Raw genomic sequence first — 19,501 nt, 5'->3', positions numbered from 1 at the left:
CCCAACACCACAAGCGCCGCCAACGTCGTGCGGGTCTCTTGGGACAGACGACTCAACACTTCTTCGGCGGCGTAACGCCACGACGCACCGGTCGGCCGTGAGCTATAGCCTGATCAGCGCGGGCCAGCCGTGGTTCTCGGCGAGCGCGGACGCTTCCGCGTCGGTGAAGGCGAGATCGGCGGTGTCGATCCTGACGACCTCGCCCGCCGCCTTCTGCGTACCAACGGAAGACACGGCACCGTTCGCCCGGACAACACGAGATGCGCCATATCGGGCAACGCGCGTGCGACGGCTTCGAGTTGTTGCGTGCCCGGCGATCCGTTGGGCACCTCATGCACGTCGTCGAGGAACAGGCACACGTCGAGCGGGCGCGGCACGGCCCGCAGGCCCACGAACGCCGGACGGCCCGCCTCCCCGAGGGGAAGCGGGCCGTCCGGAAGCCGGATCAGGCGCCGGCGGCGCTGCGCAGGGCCTCGGCGCGGTCCGTCGACTCCCAGGGGAGGTCGACGTCGGTGCGGCCGAAGTGGCCGTACGCGGCGGTCGGGGCGTAGATCGGGCGCAGCAGGTCGAGGTCGCGGATGATCGCGGCGGGCCGGAGGTCGAAGACCTCGGTGATGGCCTGCTGGATCTTCTGCGGGTCGACGGTCTCGGTGCCGAAGGTCTCGACGAACAGGCCGACGGGGGCCGCCTTGCCGATGGCGTAGGCGACCTGGACCTCGACGCGCGTGGCCAGGCCGGCGGCGACGGTGTTCTTCGCGACCCAGCGCATGGCGTAGGCGGCGGAGCGGTCGACCTTCGACGGGTCCTTGCCGGAGAAGGCGCCGCCGCCGTGGCGGGCCATGCCGCCGTAGGTGTCGACGATGATCTTGCGGCCGGTGAGGCCCGCGTCGCCCATCGGGCCGCCGATGACGAAGCGGCCGGTCGGGTTGGTCAGCAGGCGCACGTTCGCGGTGTCGAGGCCGAGCTCGGCGATCTCGGGAGCCACGACGTGCTCGCGCAGGTCGACGCCGAGGAGCTTCTCGAGGTCGATGCCGTCGGCGTGCTGGGTGGAGATGACGACCGTGTCGAGGCGCACGGGCTGGTCGCCCGCGTACTCGATGGTGACCTGGGTCTTGCCGTCGGGGCGCAGGTACGGGACGGTGCCGTCCTTGCGGACCGCGGTCAGGCGGCGCGAGAGGCGGTGGGCCAGCGCGATCGGCAGCGGCATGAGCTCGGGCGTGTCGGTGCACGCGTAGCCGAACATCAGGCCCTGGTCGCCGGCGCCCTGCTTGTCGATCTCGTCCGCGGCACCCTCGACGCGCTCCTCGAACGCCGTGTCGACGCCCTGCGCGATGTCCGGTGACTGCGCGCCGATGGCGACGTTCACGCCGCAGGAGTTGCCGTCGAAGCCCTTCTGCGACGAGTCGTAGCCGATCTCCAGGATCTTCTCGCGGACGATCGTGGGGATGTCCGCGTACGCCTCGGTGGTGACCTCACCCGCGACGTGGACCTGACCGGTGGTGACCAGGGTCTCCACCGCAACGCGGGAGCGCGGGTCCTTGGCCAGCAACGCGTCCAGGATCGAGTCGCTGATCGCGTCGCAGATCTTGTCCGGGTGTCCCTCGGTCACCGACTCACTGGTGAACAGCCTGCTGCTGTGCTGGCTCACGGACACTCCTTAATTGCGGGTTGGACTTCGGGAAATTCTACTGAGACTCGGTGGAGCGAGCGGTAACCGCGTCCCACACCGCGGACGCCACTTGTGTTTTCGGGCCGTGCGGGATAGGCGTCTCGGTGCCGTCCGGCGACAGCAGCCAGCCGGCGTTGTCGTCCTGCTCGAACGCCTTGCCGTCACCGACCGCGTTCAGCACCAGCAGGTCGCAGCCCTTGCGGCGCAGCTTGGCCCGGCCGTAGTCGAGCACCGACGTCGTCTCGTCGCCGGTCTCCGCGGCGAACCCGACGATCAGCTGGCCGGTGCGACGTGCGGAAACGAGCTCCACGAGGATGTCGGGGTTCTTCGTCAGCGCGATCGGGTCGGGGTCGCCGTCGGTCTTCTTGATCTTGTGACCGGTGAGCGACACCGGCCGGAAGTCGGCCACCGCGGCGGCCATCACGACCACGTCCGCGTCGGCCGCGACCTTGTGCATGGCGTCGCGCAGCTCCACCGCCGAGCCCACCCGCACCAGGTCGACCCCCGCAGGCGTGGCCAGGTCCGCCGTGGTGCCCGCGACCAAGGTCACGCGTGCACCGCGCTGCGCGGCAACCCGCGCGAGTGCGTAGCCCTGCTTGCCGGACGACCGGTTGCCGATGAACCGCACCGGATCGAGCGCTTCTCGCGTGCCGCCGGCGGAGATGGCCACGTGCACGCCTTCGAGCGAGCGCTTCAAGGCGTCCGGCCGCACGAGCAGGAGCCGGGCCAGCTCCACGATCTCGGCGGGGTCGGGCAGACGGCCCTTGCCGGTGTCCTTGCCGGTCAGCCGGCCGGACGCGGGCTCGGCGACGACAACGCCGCGCGAGCGCAGCAGCGCCACGTTGTGCTGGGTGGCCGGGTGCTCCCACATCTCGGTGTGCATCGCCGGCACCAGCAGGACCGGGCAGCGCGCGGTCAGCAGGGTGTTCGTCAGGAGGTCGTCGGCGAGGCCGTGCGCGGCCTTCGCGATGAGGTTCGCCGTCGCCGGGGCCACCACGACGAGGTCGGCGTTCTGCCCGAGCTTGACGTGCGGCACCTCGTGCACGTCGTCGAACGGGTCGGCGGACACGACCTGGCCCGACAGCGCCTCGAACGTGGCCGCTCCCACGAACTTGAGCGCGCCCTCGGTCGGGACGACCCGCACGGAGTGACCGGACTCCGTCAGCCGCCGCAGCACCTCACAGGCCTTGTACGCGGCGATGCCCCCGCCAACGCCCAGGATGATCCTGGGCTTGGTGGGGGCATCAGCGTCACTGGACGCGGAGGTCACTCGCCCTCGGTGTGCTCGAGGAGACCCGCGTGGATCTCGCGCAGAGCGATCGAGAGGGGCTTCTCGCGCGGACCCGGCTCGACGAGCGGGCCGACGTACTCGAGCAGGCCTTCTCCGAGCTGCGCGTAGTAGTCGTTGATCTGGCGGGCACGCTTCGCGGCGTAGATCACCAACGCGTACTTCGAGCTCACCTGCTCCAGCAGGTCGTCGATCGGCGGGTTGGTGATGCCCTCCGGGGAACCGGTCAGGTGACCGAGCTCGGTGTGGGTGATCACTTTCAGACTCCTGAAATTCGTGGTCCGACCATCAAGGATAGCAAGTCGGCGGCGGCCGACTGCACGTCGGCGTTCACGACGACCTCGTCGAACTCCTTCTCGGCCGCCAGCTCCTCGCGGGCGATCTCGAGACGGCGGGCGACGACGTCCGGGTGTTCGGTGCCCCGCCCGGTCAGCCGGCCGACCAGGTGCTCCCAGGACGGGGGCATCAGCATGACCAGCTGGGCCTCGGGCATGGCCACGCGGACCTGCCGCGCGCCCTGCAGTTCGATCTCCAGCAGTGCGGGACGGCCGGAAGCCAGCGCTTCCTCGACGGGCCTGCGAGGTGTTCCGTAGCGGTTTCCGGCGAACTCGGCGTGTTCGAGGAACTCGCCCGCGTCGACCATCTGCTGGAACTTCTCGTGGTCCACGAAGTGGTAGTGCACCCCGTCGACCTCGCCCGGCCTCGGCTTCCTGGTGGTCGCCGAGACGGAAAAGTACACATCGGGCTGCTGCCTGCGCAGCTCCGCCAGGACGCTGGACTTGCCAACGCCGGACGGCCCGGACAAGACGGTGAGGCGGGGACGGGCGGAACCCGCCCCCGCCTCGGTGCCAATCACTCTCCGCTGAACTCGGAGAGCAGGGCCTTGCGCTGGCGGTCACCGAGACCGCGCAGGCGACGGCTGGGAGCGATCTCGAGGCGCTCCATGATCTGCTGCGCGCGAACCTTGCCGACGCCCGGGAGGGCCTCGAGCAGCGCGGACACCTTCATCTTGCCCAGGACCTCGTCGCTCTCGGCGGCCTTGAGCACGTCCGTCAGGGTCGTGCCGCCGCGCTTGAGGCGCTCCTTGAGCTCAGCCCGAGCGCGACGAGCGGCAGCAGCCTTCTCCAGCGCTGCGGCTCGCTGCTCCTCGGTAAGCTGGGGAAGAGCCACGATTTCCTCCGTGGTGTGGATTCTTTTCGGATCGGTGCCGCGACCGTACCGACCGCAATTGCCTGAGTACAACGTGACCCAGTCAGGTAAATCTTCAGCGGTCATGAGTGATGCGGCGGGTGGTAGTAGTACCAACACCCTCCGGCGGCCTGATCACCGCCACCGACTACTCGTCGCGCACTCCAGGTGTGCTATGAGGCCGGTGACCAGCGGGGCAGCCGGTGGCGTGGACCCTACCAACACATGTTTGCCCAGGTGAGCGCGCCACACCCCAAAAGTTGCGGCGCGCCCCTCCTCAGAGGCTCTCCTGAACCCTCCGCACGGCGCTGACCAGCGAAGACACGTCGGGCCCGTGCTTGAGAACATCTCGTGAAGAAGTCGGAAAGACGTTGCGCATGTCGGGTCCGAAGAGCCGTTTCAGATCGGTCACCGAGCCACCCTGAGCGCCGAAACCGGGCGCCAGGATCGGTCCGTTGAACCCCGCGAGGTCCACATCCGTTTCCCCGATCGTGGCACCTACGACGAGACCGACATCGCCGTACGGGGAAATGCCGGAATTCCGAGCCGTGGCGAAATCGATGATCGTTTGCGCCACGGTTCGCCCGTCCGGAGCAACCGAGCGCTGGACCTCGGCACCCTCCGGGTTGGAGGTGAGGGCGAGGACGAACACGCCCCGGCCCGCCGCCCGCGCCGTGTCGAGCGCGGGCTGCAACGATCCGAAGCCGAGGAACGGCGAGACCGTGACGGCGTCCCCGGCGAGCGGCGAGCCGTCGGCGAGGTACGCCTGCGCGTAGGCGGCCATGGTCGAGCCGATGTCGCCGCGCTTGGCGTCCACGAGCACCAGCGTGCCCAAGTCGCGCAGCCCGGCGACCACCCGCTCCAGCACGGCGACGCCACGCGAGCCGTAGGCCTCGAAGAACGCCGCCTGCGGCTTCACCATCGACACCTTGCCGCCGAACGCCTCCACGGCCGTGAGGGCGAACCGTTCGAGGCCCTCCGCGGTCGGCGAGAGGCCCCAGGCCTCCAGCAGGCTCGGGTGCGGGTCGATGCCGACGCACAGGGGTCCGTGCTCCGCGACGGCCTTCGCGAGCTTCTCCCCGAAGTTCACCGCCGTCACGCGTCACCCCGCAGCGCGGCCTGGAGGGCCTGCAGCGGCTGGACGCCGATGTCACCCTGGATGAGCGCCTCGATGCCGTGCACGGCCGCGGCGGCGCCCTGGATCGTGGTGACGCACGGGATGTCCTTGGCGACGGCGGCGGTGCGGATCTCGTACCCGTCCACACGGGGACCGCTGTTGCCGTACGGCGTGTTGAAGATCATGTCGATCTCGCCGTTGAGGATCATGTCGACGACGTTGCCCTCGCCCTCGAAGTGCTTGCGCACCTCGGTGCACGGGATCCCGTTGCGCTTCAGCACCTCCGCGGTGCCGGAGGTCGCGAGGATCTGGAAGCCGAGGTCCGCGAGGCGCTTGACCGGGAAGATCATCGCGCGCTTGTCGCGGTTCGCGAACGACACGAACACCTTGCCGGAGGTCGGGAGCGAGCCGTACGAGGCCGTCTGCGACTTCGCGAACGCCTTGCCGAACGACGAGTCGATGCCCATGACCTCGCCCGTGGACTTCATCTCCGGGCCGAGCAGCGAGTCGACGCCGTGGCCCTCGGGCGTGCGGAAGCGGTGGAACTGCATGACGGCTTCCTTGACCGCGACCGGCGCGTGCTCGGGCAGCCGGGCGCCGTCGCCGGTGGCCGGCAGCACGCCCTCCTCGCGCAGTTCCGCGATCGTGGCGCCGAGCATGACGCGCGACGCGGCCTTGGCCATCGACACGGCCGTCGCCTTGGACACGAACGGCACCGTGCGCGACGCACGCGGGTTTGCCTCCAGGACGTACAACACGTCGTCCTTGAGCGCGTACTGGACGTTCAGGAGGCCCTTCACGCCGATGCCGCGGGCGATGGCCTCGGTGGAGCGGCGGACGTTCTCGATGTCCGACGCGCCCAGCGTGATCGGCGGCAGCGCGCAGGAGGAGTCGCCGGAGTGCACGCCGGCCTCCTCGATGTGCTCCATCACGCCGCCGATGAACACCTCGTCGCCGTCGCACAGCGCGTCGACGTCGATCTCGATGGCGTCGTCGAGGAACCGGTCGACCAGCACCGGGTGCTCGGGCGTCACCTCGGTCGCGCGGGCGATGTAGCCCGACAGCGACTCCTCGTCGTAGACGATCTCCATGCCGCGCCCGCCGAGCACGTAGGAGGGCCGCACGAGGACCGGGTAGCCGATCTCGTCCGCGATCTCCTTGGCCTCGTCGAACGACGTGGCGGTGCCGAACTTCGGCGCGGGCAGCCCGGCCTCGGTCAGCACCTTGCCGAACTGGCCGCGGTCCTCGGCGAGGTGGATCGCCTCGGGCGTCGTGCCGACGACGGGCACGCCGGCGTCGGACAGGCGCTGCGCGAGGCCGAGCGGCGTCTGGCCGCCGAGCTGCACGATCACGCCGGCGACCTCGCCGGAGCGCTGCTCGGAGTGCACGACCTCCAGCACGTCCTCGAACGTCAGCGGCTCGAAGTACAGGCGGTCGGAGGTGTCGTAGTCCGTCGACACCGTCTCCGGGTTGCAGTTGACCATGACGGTCTCGTACCCGGCCGCCCGCAGCGCCATCGCGGCGTGCACGCAGGAGTAGTCGAACTCGATGCCCTGGCCGATGCGGTTCGGGCCGGAGCCCAGGATCAGCACCTTCGGCTTCTCCCGCTGCTCCGCGACCTCCGACTCCGCGTTCGGGTCGAGCTCGTAGGCGGAGTAGTGGTACGGCGTCTCCGACTTGAACTCCGCCGCGCACGTGTCGACCGTCTTGTAGACCGGCCGCACGCCCAGACGGTGCCGCAGCGCGCGCACGCCGTCCTCACCCGCGAGCTCCGGCCGCAGCACGGAGATCTGCCGGTCGGAGAGACCGGCGCGCTTCGCCTTGCGCAGCAACGGTTCGTCGAGCACCGGTGCGTCGAGCAGCTCCTGGCGGAGGTTGCCCAGCCACGCGATCTGCTCGACGAACCACGGGTCGATACCCGAGGCGGCGTGGACGTCCTCAATGGACGCACCGAGCCGCAGCGCGCGCTCGACCGTGTAGAGGCGGCCGTCGTGACCGCGCTCCAGCTGCTTGAGCGTGGACTCCAGCGTCACGCCCTCGGGGTCGGGCTGGGTCCAGAAGCCGACCGACTTGGTCTCGAGCGACCGCAGCGCCTTGCCCAGCGCCTCGACGAAGTTGCGGCCGATCGACATGGCCTCGCCGACCGACTTCATCGTGGTCGTCAGCGTCGGGTCCGCGCCGGGGAACTTCTCGAACGCGAACCGCGGCGCCTTCACGACCACGTAGTCGAGCGTCGGCTCGAACGACGCCGGGGTCTCCCCGGTGATGTCGTTGGTGATCTCGTCGAGCGTGTAGCCGATGGCGAGCTTCGCGGCGATCTTGGCGATCGGGAAGCCTGTCGCCTTGGACGCGAGCGCCGACGACCGCGACACGCGCGGGTTCATCTCGATGACGACCATGCGGCCGTTCTCGGGGTGGATCGCGAACTGGATGTTGCAGCCACCGGTGTCGACGCCGACCTCGCGGATCACCTGGATGCCGACGTCGCGCATGTGCTGGTACTCGCGGTCGGTCAGCGTCATCGCGGGCGCGACCGTCACCGAGTCACCGGTGTGCACGCCCATCGGGTCGATGTTCTCGATCGAGCAGATGACGACGACGTTGTCGTTGCGGTCGCGCATCAGCTCGAGCTCGTACTCCTTCCACCCGAGCACGCTCTCCTCGATCAGCACCTCGGTGACCGGGGACTCCTCCAGGCCGATGGCCGCGAGGCGTTCCAGCTCCTCCTCGGTGTAGGCCATGCCGGAGCCCAGGCCGCCCATGGTGAACGACGGCCGGATGACGACCGGCAGGCCCAGCTCGGCGACGGTCTTGCGGACCTCGTCCATCGTGTTGCACACGGCCGAACGCGGCACCTCGGCGCCGATCTTGCGCACCAGGTCCTTGAAGATCTGCCGGTCCTCGCCGCGCTGGATGGCGTCGACGTTCGCGCCGATCAGCTCGACGTTGTACTTCTCCAGCACGCCGCGCTCGTGCAGCGCGATCGCGGTGTTCAGCGCCGTCTGGCCGCCCAGCGTCGCCAGGATCGCGTCGGGGCGTTCCCGCGCGATGACCTTCTCCACGAACTCGGCCGTGATCGGCTCGATGTAGGTGGCGTCCGCGAACTCGGGGTCGGTCATGATCGTGGCCGGGTTGGAGTTCACCAGGCTGACCCTGATGCCCTCCTCCCGCAGCACCCGGCACGCCTGGGTGCCGGAGTAGTCGAACTCGCACGCCTGGCCGATGACGATCGGGCCGGAGCCGATGACCAGGATGTGCTTGAGATCAGTCCTCTTGGGCATGTCAGCGGCCGCCGTTCATCATGGTCACGAAGTCGTCGAACAGGGGCGCGGCGTCGTGCGGTCCGGCCGCGGCCTCGGGGTGGTACTGCACGGAGAACGCCGGCGCGTCGAGCAGCCGGACGCCCTCGACGGTGCCGTCGTTCGGGCAGTAGTGCGACAGCACGGCGCGGCCGAACTCCGAGGTGAACTCCTCGCCCGGCGTGCCCTCCAGCGCGAACCCGTGGTTCTGCGAGGTGATGGCGACCTTGCCGGTGGTCACGTCGATGACCGGGATGTTGATGCCGCGGTGGCCGTAGCGCATCTTGTAGGTCCCGCGGCCGACGGCGCGGCCCAGGATCTGGTTGCCGAAGCAGATGCCGAACAGCGGCAGCTCGCGGCCCAGCGCCTCCTTCGTCAGGGCGATGGCGTGGTCCTGCGTGGCCGGGTCACCCGGGCCGTTGGACAGGAAGAGGCCGTCGGGGCCGACCTTCAGGATGTCGTCGAAGGTGCTGGTCAGCGGCAGGACGTGCACCTCGATGCCGCGTGCCGCCATCATCCGCGGGGTGTTCGACTTGATGCCCAGGTCGAGCGCCGCGACGGTGAACTTCTTCTCGCCGATCGCCTCGACCACGTACGGCTTGTCCGTGGTCACGTCGACCGCGAGGTTCGCGCCGACCATCTGCGCCGACGCCTTGACCTGCTCGACCATCGACGCGTCGTCGGTGAGCTCCGCGCCGGAGAACACCCCGGCGCGCATGGCGCCCTGCTCGCGGATGTGGCGGGTCAGGGTGCGGGTGTCGAGGCCGGAGATGCCGACGACGCCCTGGTTCGCGAGCTCCTCGTCGAGGCCGCGCCTGGACCGCCAGTTCGACGGCGTGCGCGCGGGGTCGCGGACCACGTAGCCGGCGACCCAGATCTTGGACGACTCGTCGTCCTCGTCGTTCCAGCCGGTGTTGCCGATCTGCGGTGCGGTCTGCACCACGATCTGGCGGTGGTAGGAGGGGTCGGTCAGGGTTTCCTGGTACCCGGTCATGGCCGTGGAGAACACGACCTCGCCGAGCGAGACGCCGGTCGCTCCGTACGCCTCACCGCGGAAGACACGTCCGTCTTCCAGCACCAATGCCGCGTTCGTCACGCCTTGCCTCCCACGAGTGCTGCTACCCATTCTTCGTAAACGTCTTTGTCGTCACCGCGGAAACCAGTGTCGAACAGGTGGCCATCGTTTTCCCACTGGACCACCAACAAGCCTTCCTCGCTGAACATGACCTTCCCGGCGAGGCCCCGGTCCGTGCGGGCGTCGCGGATGGACGCGGCCGGGATGAAGATCGGTGTCGCGCCGACGCGGTCGATCGCGACGCCTTCGGGCACCAGGCTGAGCGTCGCCTCGGCCCGGTGGCCGATGTCGCCGACCTGGATGCGGTCCTGCCAGTTGCCCGCGTTCGTCGTTCCGATGTAGACGCCCGTGGTCGTGAGCCGCGCCGTGCCGAGCTGCCGCGGTGTCGACGGGAACGCCGGCAGGCCGGCCTGCGCGCGCTGACGTCGCTTCCAGCCGTGCCACATGCCGTACACGCACAGCGCGAAGAGCAGGAAAACCGCCAGGGACAGCAGAACGCGGGTCATCGCGCAATCCTCCCCGCGAGTGCGGTCACCCGGCCACGCAAGATGGTGGCCGTCACCGCGGCGGGCAGCTCCATGCCCTCGAAGGGGGTGTTGCCCGCGATGCTCGCGAGCTGCGCGCCGTGCACGGTCCAGGAGGCGTCCGGGTCGACCAGCACCAGGTTCGCGGGCTCGCCGGCCGCGATCGGGCGGCCCTGGTCGGTCAGGCCGGCGATCTCGGCGGGCTTCTCGCTCATCACCCGCGCGACGCCGCGCCAGTCCAGCAGCCCGGTCCTCACCATCGTCTCGGCGACGATGCCGAGCGCGGTCTGCAGGCCGAGCATGCCCGGGCGGGCCGCCGACCACTCGCAGTCCTTGTCCTGCACGGCGTGCGGGGCGTGGTCCGTGGCGACGCAGTCGATCGTGCCGTCGGCCAGCGCCTGGCGCAGCGCGTCGACGTCGGCCTGCGTGCGCAGCGGCGGGTTGACCTTGTTGACCGGGTCGTAGGTGGCGAGCCGGTCGTCGGTGAGGATCAGGTGGTGCGGGGTGACCTCGGCGCTGACCTCGGTGCCGCGGGCCTTGGCCCACCTCAGGACGTCCGCCGTGCCGGTGGTGCTGACGTGGCAGACGTGCAGCTTCGCGTCGACCTGCTTCGCGAGGATGCAGTCGCGGGCGACGATCGACTCCTCGGCCGCCGCCGGCCAGCCCTGCAGGCCGAGCCGTGACGCGTTCTCGCCCTCGTGCGCCTGCGCGCCGACGGTGAGCCGCGGCTCCTCGGCGTGCTGGGCGATGACAGCGCCCAGCGCCTTCGAGTACTCCAGCGCCCGGCGCATGATCAGCGGGTCGTGCACGCAGTGCCCGTCGTCGGAGAAGACGCGGACATTGGCCTTGGACTTGGCCATCGTGCCGAGCTCGGCGAGCTTCTCGCCCTGGAGGCCGACCGTGACGGCGCCGACCGGGTGGACGTCGACCAGGCCGACCTCCTGGCCGCGGCGGGCGACGTGCTCGACGATGACGGCGTTGTCGGCGACCGGGTCGGTGTTGGCCATGGCGAACACCGCCGTGTACCCGCCGAGAGCGGCCGCCCTCGAGCCCGTCTCGATGGTCTCCGTGTCCTCGCGGCCGGGTTCGCGCAGGTGGGTGTGCAGGTCGACGAAGCCCGGCAGCAGGACCGCGCCGTTGCCCTCGATGATCTCGGCGTTCTCGTCCGAACCTTCCGCGATCACGCCGTCGCGGATCAGCAGGTCGATCGGTTCACCCTCGCCGTAGGGCCTGACTCCCTTGAGCAACAAGGGTTTCACGCGGTTTCCTCCTCGTGGGCAAGCAGGTGGTACAGCACGGCCATGCGCACGTGGACACCGTTGCGGACCTGCTCGGTGATGGCGGCCTGCGGGCTGTCCGCGACGACGGAGGCGATCTCCATGCCGCGCAGCATCGGGCCGGGGTGCAGCACGACGGCGTGCTCGGGCAGCAGCTTCAGGCGCCGCTCGTTGAGGCCGTACGCGATCGAGTACTCGCGCGCGCTCGGGAAGAACCCGCCGGTCATCCGCTCGGCCTGCACGCGCAGCAACATCACCGCGTCCTGGCTCGCGAGCTCCGAGTCGATCTCGTGGGAGACGGTGACCGGCCAGTTCTCGACGCCGGTGGGCAGCAGGGTCGGCGGCGCGACCAGCGTGACCTCGGCACCGAGCGTCGTCAGCAGGTGCACGTTCGACCGGGCGACGCGGCTGTGCAGCACGTCGCCGACGATCGCGACCCGGCGGCCGTCGAGGCCGCCGAGGCGGTCGCGCAGCGTGGCGGCGTCGAGCAACGCCTGCGTGGGGTGCTCGTGCATGCCGTCGCCCGCGTTCACCACGGACGTGCCGGTGTGCTTGAGCCAGCCCGCGAGCCGGTGGGCGGCACCGGACGCCGGGTGCCGCACGATCACGCAGTCGGCGCCCGCGGCCTGCAGGGTCAGCGCGGTGTCGCGCAGCGACTCGCCCTTGCTGACGCTGGAGCCGGAGCTGCTGACGTTGATCACGTCCGCGGACATCCACTTGCCGGCGATCTCGAAGCTCACGCGGGTGCGGGTGCTGTTCTCGTAGAACATCGTGATCACCGTGCGGCCGCGCAGCGTCGGCAGCTTGCGGACCTCGCGGCCGAGCAGCGCCTGCTTCAGCCGGTCCGCGGTGTCGAGGATCGCGATCGCCTGGTCGCGGTCGAGGCCGTCGGTGGAGAGCAGGTGCTTCACTTCAGCACCACTCCGTCGCGGCCGTCGAACTCCTCGAGCATCACGACGACGTCCTCGGTCTTGGACGTCGGCAGGTTCTTGCCCACGTAGTCCGCGCGGATCGGCAGCTCGCGGTGACCGCGGTCGACGAGCACGGCCAGCTGGACGGCGCGGGGCCGGCCGTGGTCGCGCAGGGCGTCGAGCGCGGAGCGGATCGTGCGGCCGGAGAACAGCACGTCGTCCACGAGCACGACCAGCTTGTCGTCGATGCCGCCCTCGGGCAGCTTCGTCGCCTCCAGCGGCCGCGTGGGCCCCCGGCGCAGGTCGTCGCGGTAGAGCGTGATGTCGAGCGTGCCCTCGAGCACGGTCCGGCCGGAAAATTCGGCGATCTTAGCGGCAAGGCGCCGTGCGAGAGGGGCTCCTCGGCTGGGAATACCCATCAAGACGACGTCGGGTGCGCTGGGTGCATCGAGAGCGGTCTTCTCGATGATCTGATGGGCCATTCGGGCGACGGTGCGCGCGACGTCACCGGCCGAGAGGATCTCGCGATCTCCGGCCGGATCCGTCGCGCCACGTTGACGTGACGCCACGGCTGGACCTCCTTCCCCGCCTCACTGGACGGGTCCTTAAAGGACGTCGGACACCTGGCCAAAACCAGGCTGACCTGCACGGTATCACCTGCGGACGGTCAGCCGTCCGAGTGGTGCGCCAGGCGTGGCGAGCGTCTCTGCCCGAGATCAGCTTGACCTGCCGACCACGGCGAGTAATCATTACTCTGCGTATCGATCTAAGCCTCCCCGCAGCACGCCCGTACTGCTGACGGGGCGAATGAACGGAGAACCGCCACATGGGCGACTACGCCAAGGCGCTGGGGGCCAAGCTCCGCGCTATCCGCCAGCAGCAGGGTCTGTCCCTGCACGGCGTCGAGCAGAAGTCCGGCGGTCGCTGGAAGGCGGTGGTCGTCGGCTCGTACGAGCGCGGTGACCGCGCGGTGACCGTGCAGAAGCTGGCCGAGCTGGCCGACTTCTACGGGGTTCCCGTCGCCGAGCTCCTGCCCGAGGGCCGCGTGCCGTCGGGTGCCGAGCCGGCCACCAAGATCGTGATCAACCTCGAGCGGCTCCAGCAGCTGCCGGTCGAGAAGGTCGGCCCGCTGGCCCGCTACGCCGCGACCATCCAGTCGCAGCGCGGTGACTACAACGGCAAGGTCCTCTCGATCCGCACCGAGGACCTGCGTTCGCTCGCGATCATCTACGACATGACGCCGGGCGAGCTGACCGAGCAGCTCATCGACTGGGGCGTGCTGCCTCCCGAGGCCCGTCCCGCCAAGGAAGACTGAACCCCCGCTTGGAGCAGTGGCTCCCCTGACGTCCTGCAAGTCGCCCTGAGGACGTCAGGGGAGCCACTGCTGCTTTTGTGCCGGGGTGCGCGGAGTGGACTACCGCCAGGTCGTCGCGCTGCCGCACGTGGCTCCGCTGCTCGGTGCGGCGCTGTGCTCGCGGCTCGCCGCATCCCTGGCGTCAGGGGTACCGGGCGGGACAGCTGCGCTGGGCGGTGTGGGTGCCCCGAGGTGGGGGGCGTGCTCCCGGTCCGTGATCGCGTGGGACCGCCGCGATCCTGGTCTTCCGCAGCGTGAACGCCGCTGGCTCACCAACCGGGTGTTCGCTTGCACCGGCGCCCCCCGGTTGTCCGAATGTCAACATTCGGACAACCGGGTCGGCTGGCCGTCGAGGTGCGCATCCGACATGGGGTCGGCTGGCTCGCGAGGTCCGCACGGACACCGGCCTGGCCTTCACCCGCCGGCGTCTCCACCTGCGACGCACGCGGCGGCGTGCGGCCGGTCAGTGACGCACCCGGCGGCGTGCGGCCGGTCAGTAACGCACCCGACGGCATGCGGCCGAGCAGCGACGCGATCCGCGCGAACGGCTCGTCGAAGCACGTACGCCACCCGTCCGTCCGCGTGAACGCGTCCCCTCTGGCGCTCCCCGACGGGAGTCGCCCCGCTCACGGCACCAGCGCGGCGAGCTGCTCCTCGTCCTGGATGACGTGGATGGCGGCGATCCGTCCATCGCGGACGGTGAACGCCATGACGGAGAACGGCACCCCGCCGACCCGCGAGATGAAGCCGATCTCGTCGCCGATGAGCGCGAACTGCGCGGTCGCCGACACGGCGTACTTGCGGAAGGTGCTGGCACGCCCGGCGACGTTGCGTCCGCCGATGACCTCCAACGCGCCGGCGCGGAGCACGACGTCCGGGTGCAGCACCGAGACGAGGCCTTCGAGATCGCCCTCCTGCGACGCCTTGAGGAACGCCTCCACGACCTCCCGCTGCTGCGGCAGACCGACGTTGGGCTGCGGACGGCCCTGCACACGCTTGCGCGCACGCGACGCGAGTTGCCGAGTCGCGGCCGGCGTCTTGTCGATCAACGGCGCGATGTCGTCGAACGGCACCGCGAACATGTCGTGCAGCACGAACGCGAGCCGCTCGTCGGGCTTCAACGAGTCGAGAACGATCAGCATCGCGAGCCCGACCTGGTCCTTCGCGACGGCCCGGTGCTCGGGCTCCTCCCCCGTGTCGATCACGGGGTCCGGCATCTCGAACGCGTGCTCGCGCCTGTCCCGCAGCATGTTCAGGCACACACGGCCGACGACGGTGGTGAGCCACGCGGCCGGGTTCTCGATCCCGCTCGTGTCCGCGCGCTCGACCCGGAGCCAGGCTTCCTGCATCGCGTCGTCCGCTTCGGCGAACGAGCCCAGCATGCGGTGGGCGATGGCGCGCAAACGGGTGCGCTCCTGCTCGAACTGCGCGATCACTGCTTTCCCCCTATGGCCTGGCACACAGCCTGTCACGTTCCCGTGACGAGCGGGACCGGCAGGCACGTCGGCACCCGGGAGGACCTGGTCGCTGTAGAGTCCCGGCACCGTGACCACCTCCGATGCCGGCCTCCTCGCCGGCCAGAACCCGCTGCCCTCCGGTGTCGACTCCCGGCTGCGCGAGCACCTCACGTTCCTCATCGAGGTCGACCGGCTCAAGACCGTGTTGCGCGCGTCCCCTCTCGCGGCGGCGGACAGGCGTGAGAACGACGCGGAGCACTCGTGGCACCTCGCGCTGATGGTCATGACGCTCGCGGAGTACGCCGACGAACCGATTGACGTCGGCCACACGATGAAGCTCGTCGTCGTGCACGACCTCATCGAGATCTACGCGGGAGATACGCCGATCTACGACACCGAGCTGGCCGCGAGCCAGCAGGAGCGGGAAGAGGCCGCCGCCGAGAGGTTGTTCGGGATCCTGCCCGGCGACACCGGACGGGCGCTCCGCGCGTTGTGGGACGAGTTCGAGGCCCGCCGGACGCCCGAGGCGCGGTTCGCGAAGGCCATGGACCGGCTGCAGCCGTTGCTGCTCAACTGGATGGCGAAGGGCGGGACGTGGCGGACGCCCGGGGTGACCGCGGACGACGTGCGTGCCCGCAAGGCCGTGATCGGCGACGGGTCGGCGAAGCTCTGGGAGGCGGCGCTGCACCTGATCGACGAAGGTGAGCGGCGGGGCTGGGCCCGGAGCTGAACCGTGGACGCCACACGCTGCGTGTGACGCCCACGGGAAGAGCTACAGAACAGCGCGCAACTGGTCCGCGATCACCGCGATCCGGCCGAGCACGCCGTTCACGAACCGCGGCGAGTCGTCCGTCGACAGGCCCTTGGCGAGCTCGACGGCCTCGTCGATGGCCACCGCGTCCGGCACGTCGGCCGCCCACAGCAGCTCGTACAGGCCGATGCGCAGGACCGCCCGGTCGACCGCCGGCATGCGCTGCAGGGTCCAGCCCTCGGCGTGCTCGGAGATCAGGTCGTCGATGCGCGCGCGGTGGGCGGTGACGCCCTCGACGAGGGTCACCGTGTAGTCGTTCACCGGCGGCACGTCGGGGGAACCGACGCGCGAGGCCAGCAGCGTCACCGGGTCGGTGCCCAGCAGGTCGGCTTCGTAGAGGAAGTCGACCGCGCGCTTGCGGGCCTTGCTCCGTGCGCCCATTACTTGTCGCTGATGCGGCCGAGGTACCGGCCGTCGCGGGTGTCGACCTTGATCTTCTCGCCCGTCGTGACGAACAGCGGGACCTGGATCTCGGCGCCGGTCTCGAGGCGGGCGGGCTTGGTGCCACCGGTGGAGCGGTCGCCCTGCAGACCCGGGTCGGTGTGCTCGATCACGAGCTCGACCGAGGTCGGGAGCTCGATGAACAGCGGCACGCCCTCGTGGACGGCCACGACGGCCTCCTGGTTCTCCAGCAGGTAGTTGGCGGCGTCGCCCACCGTCTCAGCCGGGACCGGGATCTGGTCGTAGGTGTCGCCGTCCATGAAGATGAAGTCGGCGCCGTCCTTGTAGAGGAACGTCATGCCGCGCTTGTCCACGGTGGCCGTGTCGACCTTGGTGCCCGCGTTGAAGGTCTTGTCGACGACCTTGCCGGTCAGCACGTGCTTGAGGGTCGTGCGCACGAAGGCGCCACCCTTGCCGGGCTTGACGTGCTGGAACGCGGTGACGGTCCAGAGCTGGCCGTCGAGGTTCAGCACCAGGCCGTTCTTCAGGTCGTTCGTGGTGGCCACGGTGGGATTTCTCCTGTGTAGGACGGGGGTGTCAGACGACCACGAGTTCTTTCGTGGTCAGGGTGAGGAGCTCCGGCCCGCTCTCGCGGACCACGAGGGTGTCCTCGATGCGGACCCCGCCCCGCCCCGGCAAGTAGACGCCGGGCTCGACGGTGACCGCCATACCGGCCGAAAGTGTACCGGCACCCGCCTTCGACAACGCCGGTGCCTCGTGGATCTCCAGCCCGACCCCGTGGCCGAGGCCGTGCAGGAAGTCCTCTCCGTGCCCGGCCTTCTCGATCACCTCGCGCGACGCGTGGTCGACTCCGCTGACCCGCACGCCCGGCTTGAGCGCGTTGCGCCCGGCCGCCTGCGAGCGCGCCACCAGGTCGTACAGGTCGCGCTGCCAGTCGGCGGGCTTGCCGAGGACGAGCGTGCGCGTCATGTCCGAGTGGTAGCCGTCGACGAGCGCGCCGAAGTCCAGCTTGATGAAGTCGCCCACGTGCAGGGTCGCGTCCGTCGGCGAGTGGTGCGGCACCGCGGAGTTCGCGCCGAACGCCACGATCGAGGAGAACGACGGGCCCTCCGCGCCGTGGTCGAGCATGCGGCTCTCCAGCTCGCGCGCGACCTCGCGTTCGGTGCGGCCCGCCCGCAGGCCGCCGTGCCCGATCAGCGCCCCCAGCGCCCGGTCCGCCGCCGCGCACGCCATCCGCAGCGCCTCGATCTCGACCTCGTCCTTGACGAGCCGCAGCTTCTCGACGAAGCCACCGGCCTTGACCAGCTCGGCCCTGCCGGCCGCCGAGGTCAGCTCGTCGAACCCGTCGACCGTGACGGCGTGGCTCTCGAACCCGAGCCTGCCCTTCGCCCTGCGCGCGAGCGCGGTGTCGCACGGCCGGTCGATGACGCGTTCCAGGTCCGGCACCTGCCGCGCCGACTGGGTGAGGTAGCGGCCGTCGGTGCAGAACACCGTGGTGTCGTCGCCGTCCGCGTCGACCAGCACGGCGGCGTTCGAGCCCGTGAACCCGGTGAGGTACCGGACGTTCAGGAGGTTCGTCACGAGCAGCGCGTCCAGGTTCGCGGCCTGGAGCTCTCGGCGCAGTGCGTTTCGGCGTGCGGCGTACGACGACATGTCCCGCAGCGTACGGCCAGTCCTAAGCTGTCCGCATGCGTCCTTGGTTCGTCCGTGCGTTGTGGATGGGGCTCCTGCACGGAGCCGTGCAGACCGGCGTGGCGGCCGTGGGCGTGCGCAGCCCCGAGGCCGGGGCGGTCCGCCCCATCGCCATCGGCCTGCTGATCGCCGCCGCGGTCATCTGGGGTGCCGTCGACACGCTGCGCGACCTCGAGGGGCGCGGCATGCAGTGGTTCGTCGCCGCGCTGATCGCCGGGCCGTTCGCCGGGGCGCTGGGGGTGGTCGGGTCGGCGCTGCTGGTCGACCAGACCGGGCAGGAGGCTCTGTGGGTGGCGCTCACGGGCGGGGCGGCGTTCACGGCGTTGCTCGTGCTGGCGCCGGCGGGGCTCGGGATGCTGCTGGGCGGGTTCCTGGCCCGCAAGGATTCGGCTAGTCCCCAGCGCTGACGGTGAGCAGGTAGCGCGCCGACGTGCGGAAACCGTCCGCCTCCCCCTCGACGAGCAGTTCGTGCTCCCCCGGGCTCAACGGCGGGATCCACGCCCACAACCCGCACGCCTGAGCCTGCACGCGACCCTCGCGCACCCCCAGGACGTTGCCCTTCGCGGCCTGGAAGCCGATCCCGACCGGCGCGATCCGCCGCAGCTCCACCACCTGCCCGTCGAGCGTCACCGAGCCCGTCGCGCCGGCCAGGAACGACGTGCAGTTCCTGGTCGCGTTGACCGCGGGCCCGGCCAGCGGGCGCCCGGCCGGCACCTCGCACCTGCGGCTCACCTCGCCACCGAACGTCCCGGCGAAGAACCAGACGTCCCGCGGCTGGGCCTCGGCGCACCACTGCCCGGTGTCGTCGACGACCGGGTTGCGGTTCTCCGGCGTCGCCGCCGCCCACGTCCACCACCGCGCCTGCAGGTCCTTGTCGGACAACCGTTCGGCGCCCGCCGACGGCGTCGTCGCGCTGACGGGCGAGGGCTGCGGCCCCGCGGTGGCGCACCCGGCCAGGAGCAGGGCGGACGCGACGATGAACGATCTCGGCACGAGCGGCATCTTTGCACGCTCAGGAGGCCACCAGCTCGATTTCGAAGCCGTCCTCGTTCTCCAGGAAGGCCGCGTAGTGGTCCGGTCCGCCCGCGTGGGGGTGGAGGTCCGCGAACAGGAGCCGCCAGCCGTGCGCCTCGGACTCCCGCGTCAGCCGGTCGACGTCGGCGCGGGTGCCCGCGTGCAGGGCGAGGTGGTTCAGGCCGGCTTTCATCCGGTCGTGGGAACCGGTCAGCGCCGGCGACCGCTCGACCACGACGTAGGTCTCGCCGAGCTTCCAGCTGACCCCCGCGCTCCAGCGCTGGTGCTCGGCCCAGCCGAGCGCGGTGAAGATCCACCCGATCGACGCCTCGGCGCGGCCGAGGTCCGGCACCCATAACTCGATGTGGTGAATCATGCCCGCTCCCCCGTGGTGTCCGTTTTTTGGCAATTGATCGACGCGGT

At 70.2% G+C, this 19,501-nt stretch carries 22 protein-coding genes; 3 read left to right on the top strand and 19 right to left on the bottom strand.

Annotated elements, in window-relative coordinates; all coding sequences use genetic code 11:
- Positions 1-102: 102 nt before the first annotated feature.
- The 13 genes from L6E10_RS40320 to pyrR all read right to left on the bottom strand — a co-directional run bounded on the left by L6E10_RS40320 (position 103) and on the right by pyrR (position 12,917).
- On the bottom strand, positions 103-234 hold the full coding sequence (locus tag L6E10_RS40320; protein ID WP_275676479.1) for a hypothetical protein: 132 nt from the start codon (positions 232-234) through the stop codon (positions 103-105).
- Between the two features lie 211 nt (positions 235-445).
- On the bottom strand, positions 446-1,648 hold the full coding sequence (gene metK, locus L6E10_RS14155; protein ID WP_236219963.1) for a methionine adenosyltransferase: 1,203 nt from the start codon (positions 1,646-1,648) through the stop codon (positions 446-448).
- Positions 1,649-1,685: 37 nt separating this feature from the next.
- A complete protein-coding gene (gene coaBC, locus L6E10_RS14150; RefSeq protein ID WP_236219962.1) occupies positions 1,686-2,939 on the bottom strand; it encodes a bifunctional phosphopantothenoylcysteine decarboxylase/phosphopantothenate--cysteine ligase CoaBC in 1,254 nt (417 codons plus the stop codon).
- Positions 2,936-3,214 (bottom strand): DNA-directed RNA polymerase subunit omega, encoded by a 279-nt coding sequence (gene rpoZ, locus L6E10_RS14145; RefSeq protein WP_045313812.1) that lies wholly within the window; start codon positions 3,212-3,214, stop codon positions 2,936-2,938. Before rpoZ ends, coaBC begins: the two co-directional genes overlap by 4 nt.
- 2 nt (positions 3,215-3,216) lie before the next feature.
- Positions 3,217-3,813 (bottom strand): guanylate kinase, encoded by a 597-nt coding sequence (gene gmk / locus L6E10_RS14140; RefSeq protein ID WP_236219961.1) that lies wholly within the window; start codon positions 3,811-3,813, stop codon positions 3,217-3,219.
- The gene (gene mihF / locus L6E10_RS14135) at positions 3,810-4,127 is read right to left on the bottom strand and encodes an integration host factor, actinobacterial type (protein WP_030471603.1); all 318 of its coding nucleotides are present in this window, start codon (positions 4,125-4,127) and stop codon (positions 3,810-3,812) included. The genes gmk and mihF overlap by 4 nt, the downstream gene beginning before the upstream one ends.
- 295 nt (positions 4,128-4,422) lie before the next feature.
- Entirely contained in the window at positions 4,423-5,235 is an 813-nt protein-coding gene (pyrF, locus tag L6E10_RS14130) for an orotidine-5'-phosphate decarboxylase (protein ID WP_236220127.1), read from the bottom strand.
- A gap of 5 nt (positions 5,236-5,240) precedes the next feature.
- Positions 5,241-8,543 carry a carbamoyl-phosphate synthase large subunit gene (gene carB / locus L6E10_RS14125; protein WP_236219960.1) on the bottom strand — a complete coding sequence of 1,101 codons (3,303 nt, stop codon included), beginning with the start codon at positions 8,541-8,543 and terminating at the stop codon, positions 5,241-5,243.
- 1 nt (position 8,544) lies between these two features.
- Positions 8,545-9,687, bottom strand: a complete 1,143-nt coding sequence (gene carA / locus L6E10_RS14120) for a glutamine-hydrolyzing carbamoyl-phosphate synthase small subunit (protein WP_236219959.1) — start codon at positions 9,685-9,687, stop codon at positions 8,545-8,547.
- A complete protein-coding gene (locus tag L6E10_RS14115; protein WP_236219958.1) occupies positions 9,654-10,142 on the bottom strand; it encodes a transporter in 489 nt (162 codons plus the stop codon). The genes carA and L6E10_RS14115 overlap by 34 nt, the downstream gene beginning before the upstream one ends.
- Positions 10,139-11,419, bottom strand: coding sequence for a dihydroorotase (locus L6E10_RS14110; RefSeq protein WP_236219957.1), 1,281 nt, complete (start codon positions 11,417-11,419; stop codon positions 10,139-10,141). The genes L6E10_RS14115 and L6E10_RS14110 overlap by 4 nt, the downstream gene beginning before the upstream one ends.
- A complete protein-coding gene (locus tag L6E10_RS14105) occupies positions 11,416-12,348 on the bottom strand; it encodes an aspartate carbamoyltransferase catalytic subunit (protein ID WP_236219956.1) in 933 nt (310 codons plus the stop codon). The genes L6E10_RS14110 and L6E10_RS14105 overlap by 4 nt, the downstream gene beginning before the upstream one ends.
- A complete protein-coding gene (pyrR, locus tag L6E10_RS14100) occupies positions 12,345-12,917 on the bottom strand; it encodes a bifunctional pyr operon transcriptional regulator/uracil phosphoribosyltransferase PyrR (protein ID WP_090097999.1) in 573 nt (190 codons plus the stop codon). Before pyrR ends, L6E10_RS14105 begins: the two co-directional genes overlap by 4 nt.
- 257 nt (positions 12,918-13,174) lie before the next feature.
- Here pyrR and L6E10_RS14095 point away from each other — a divergent pair, with 257 nt between their 5' ends.
- The gene (locus tag L6E10_RS14095) at positions 13,175-13,663 is read left to right on the top strand and encodes a transcriptional regulator (RefSeq protein ID WP_030471611.1); all 489 of its coding nucleotides are present in this window, start codon (positions 13,175-13,177) and stop codon (positions 13,661-13,663) included.
- Positions 13,664-14,328: 665 nt separating this feature from the next.
- Here the strand turns inward: L6E10_RS14095 and L6E10_RS14090 are convergent.
- The gene (locus L6E10_RS14090) at positions 14,329-15,138 is read right to left on the bottom strand and encodes a sigma-70 family RNA polymerase sigma factor (RefSeq protein WP_308102785.1); all 810 of its coding nucleotides are present in this window, start codon (positions 15,136-15,138) and stop codon (positions 14,329-14,331) included.
- 109 nt (positions 15,139-15,247) lie between these two features.
- Here L6E10_RS14090 and L6E10_RS14085 point away from each other — a divergent pair, with 109 nt between their 5' ends.
- Positions 15,248-15,889: an HD family hydrolase gene (locus L6E10_RS14085; protein WP_236219955.1), complete on the top strand. Its 642-nt coding sequence runs from the start codon at positions 15,248-15,250 to the stop codon at positions 15,887-15,889.
- Positions 15,890-15,931: 42 nt separating this feature from the next.
- Here L6E10_RS14085 and nusB read toward each other — a convergent pair whose 3' ends face one another.
- The 3 genes from nusB to L6E10_RS14070 are packed head-to-tail and all read right to left on the bottom strand — an operon-like array spanning position 15,932 to position 18,025.
- A complete protein-coding gene (gene nusB, locus L6E10_RS14080; protein WP_236219954.1) occupies positions 15,932-16,351 on the bottom strand; it encodes a transcription antitermination factor NusB in 420 nt (139 codons plus the stop codon).
- Positions 16,351-16,917 carry an elongation factor P gene (gene efp, locus L6E10_RS14075; protein ID WP_090097995.1) on the bottom strand — a complete coding sequence of 189 codons (567 nt, stop codon included), beginning with the start codon at positions 16,915-16,917 and terminating at the stop codon, positions 16,351-16,353. Before efp ends, nusB begins: the two co-directional genes overlap by 1 nt.
- A gap of 31 nt (positions 16,918-16,948) precedes the next feature.
- Entirely contained in the window at positions 16,949-18,025 is a 1,077-nt protein-coding gene (locus L6E10_RS14070; RefSeq protein ID WP_236219953.1) for a Xaa-Pro peptidase family protein, read from the bottom strand.
- Positions 18,026-18,060: 35 nt separating this feature from the next.
- Here L6E10_RS14070 and L6E10_RS14065 point away from each other — a divergent pair, with 35 nt between their 5' ends.
- On the top strand, positions 18,061-18,471 hold the full coding sequence (locus tag L6E10_RS14065; RefSeq protein WP_236219952.1) for a B-4DMT family transporter: 411 nt from the start codon (positions 18,061-18,063) through the stop codon (positions 18,469-18,471).
- On the opposite strand, the gene L6E10_RS14060 is transcribed toward L6E10_RS14065, so the two are convergent.
- Both L6E10_RS14060 and L6E10_RS14055 read right to left on the bottom strand, forming a co-directional pair.
- Positions 18,455-19,057 carry a hypothetical protein gene (locus tag L6E10_RS14060; RefSeq protein ID WP_236219951.1) on the bottom strand — a complete coding sequence of 201 codons (603 nt, stop codon included), beginning with the start codon at positions 19,055-19,057 and terminating at the stop codon, positions 18,455-18,457. The two genes, L6E10_RS14065 and L6E10_RS14060, sit on opposite strands and share 17 nt — an antisense overlap.
- Positions 19,058-19,076: 19 nt before the next feature.
- On the bottom strand, positions 19,077-19,454 hold the full coding sequence (locus L6E10_RS14055; protein ID WP_236219950.1) for a VOC family protein: 378 nt from the start codon (positions 19,452-19,454) through the stop codon (positions 19,077-19,079).
- Between the last annotated feature and the right edge of the window lie 47 nt (positions 19,455-19,501).

It is taken from the genome of Lentzea sp. CC55 (assembly GCF_021056325.1).
GTDB lineage: Bacteria > Actinomycetota > Actinomycetes > Mycobacteriales > Pseudonocardiaceae > Lentzea > Lentzea jiangxiensis.
This window is presented reverse-complemented; position numbering and strand designations above follow the sequence as displayed.

Excerpts from the sequence above, each read along its gene's own strand:
- L6E10_RS14070 (WP_236219953.1), bottom strand. The coding sequence starts at position 18,025 with ATGTCGTCGTACGCCGCACGCCGAAACGCACTGCGCCGAGAGCTCCAG.
- carB (WP_236219960.1), bottom strand. The coding sequence starts at position 8,543 with ATGCCCAAGAGGACTGATCTCAAGCACATCCTGGTCATCGGCTCCGGC.
- L6E10_RS14115 (WP_236219958.1), bottom strand. The coding sequence starts at position 10,142 with ATGACCCGCGTTCTGCTGTCCCTGGCGGTTTTCCTGCTCTTCGCGCTG.
- L6E10_RS14055 (WP_236219950.1), bottom strand. The coding sequence starts at position 19,454 with ATGATTCACCACATCGAGTTATGGGTGCCGGACCTCGGCCGCGCCGAG.
- L6E10_RS14095 (WP_030471611.1), top strand. The coding sequence starts at position 13,175 with ATGGGCGACTACGCCAAGGCGCTGGGGGCCAAGCTCCGCGCTATCCGC.
- L6E10_RS14065 (WP_236219952.1), top strand. The coding sequence starts at position 18,061 with ATGCGTCCTTGGTTCGTCCGTGCGTTGTGGATGGGGCTCCTGCACGGA.
- nusB (WP_236219954.1), bottom strand. The coding sequence starts at position 16,351 with ATGGGCGCACGGAGCAAGGCCCGCAAGCGCGCGGTCGACTTCCTCTAC.
- carA (WP_236219959.1), bottom strand. The coding sequence starts at position 9,687 with ATGGGTAGCAGCACTCGTGGGAGGCAAGGCGTGACGAACGCGGCATTG.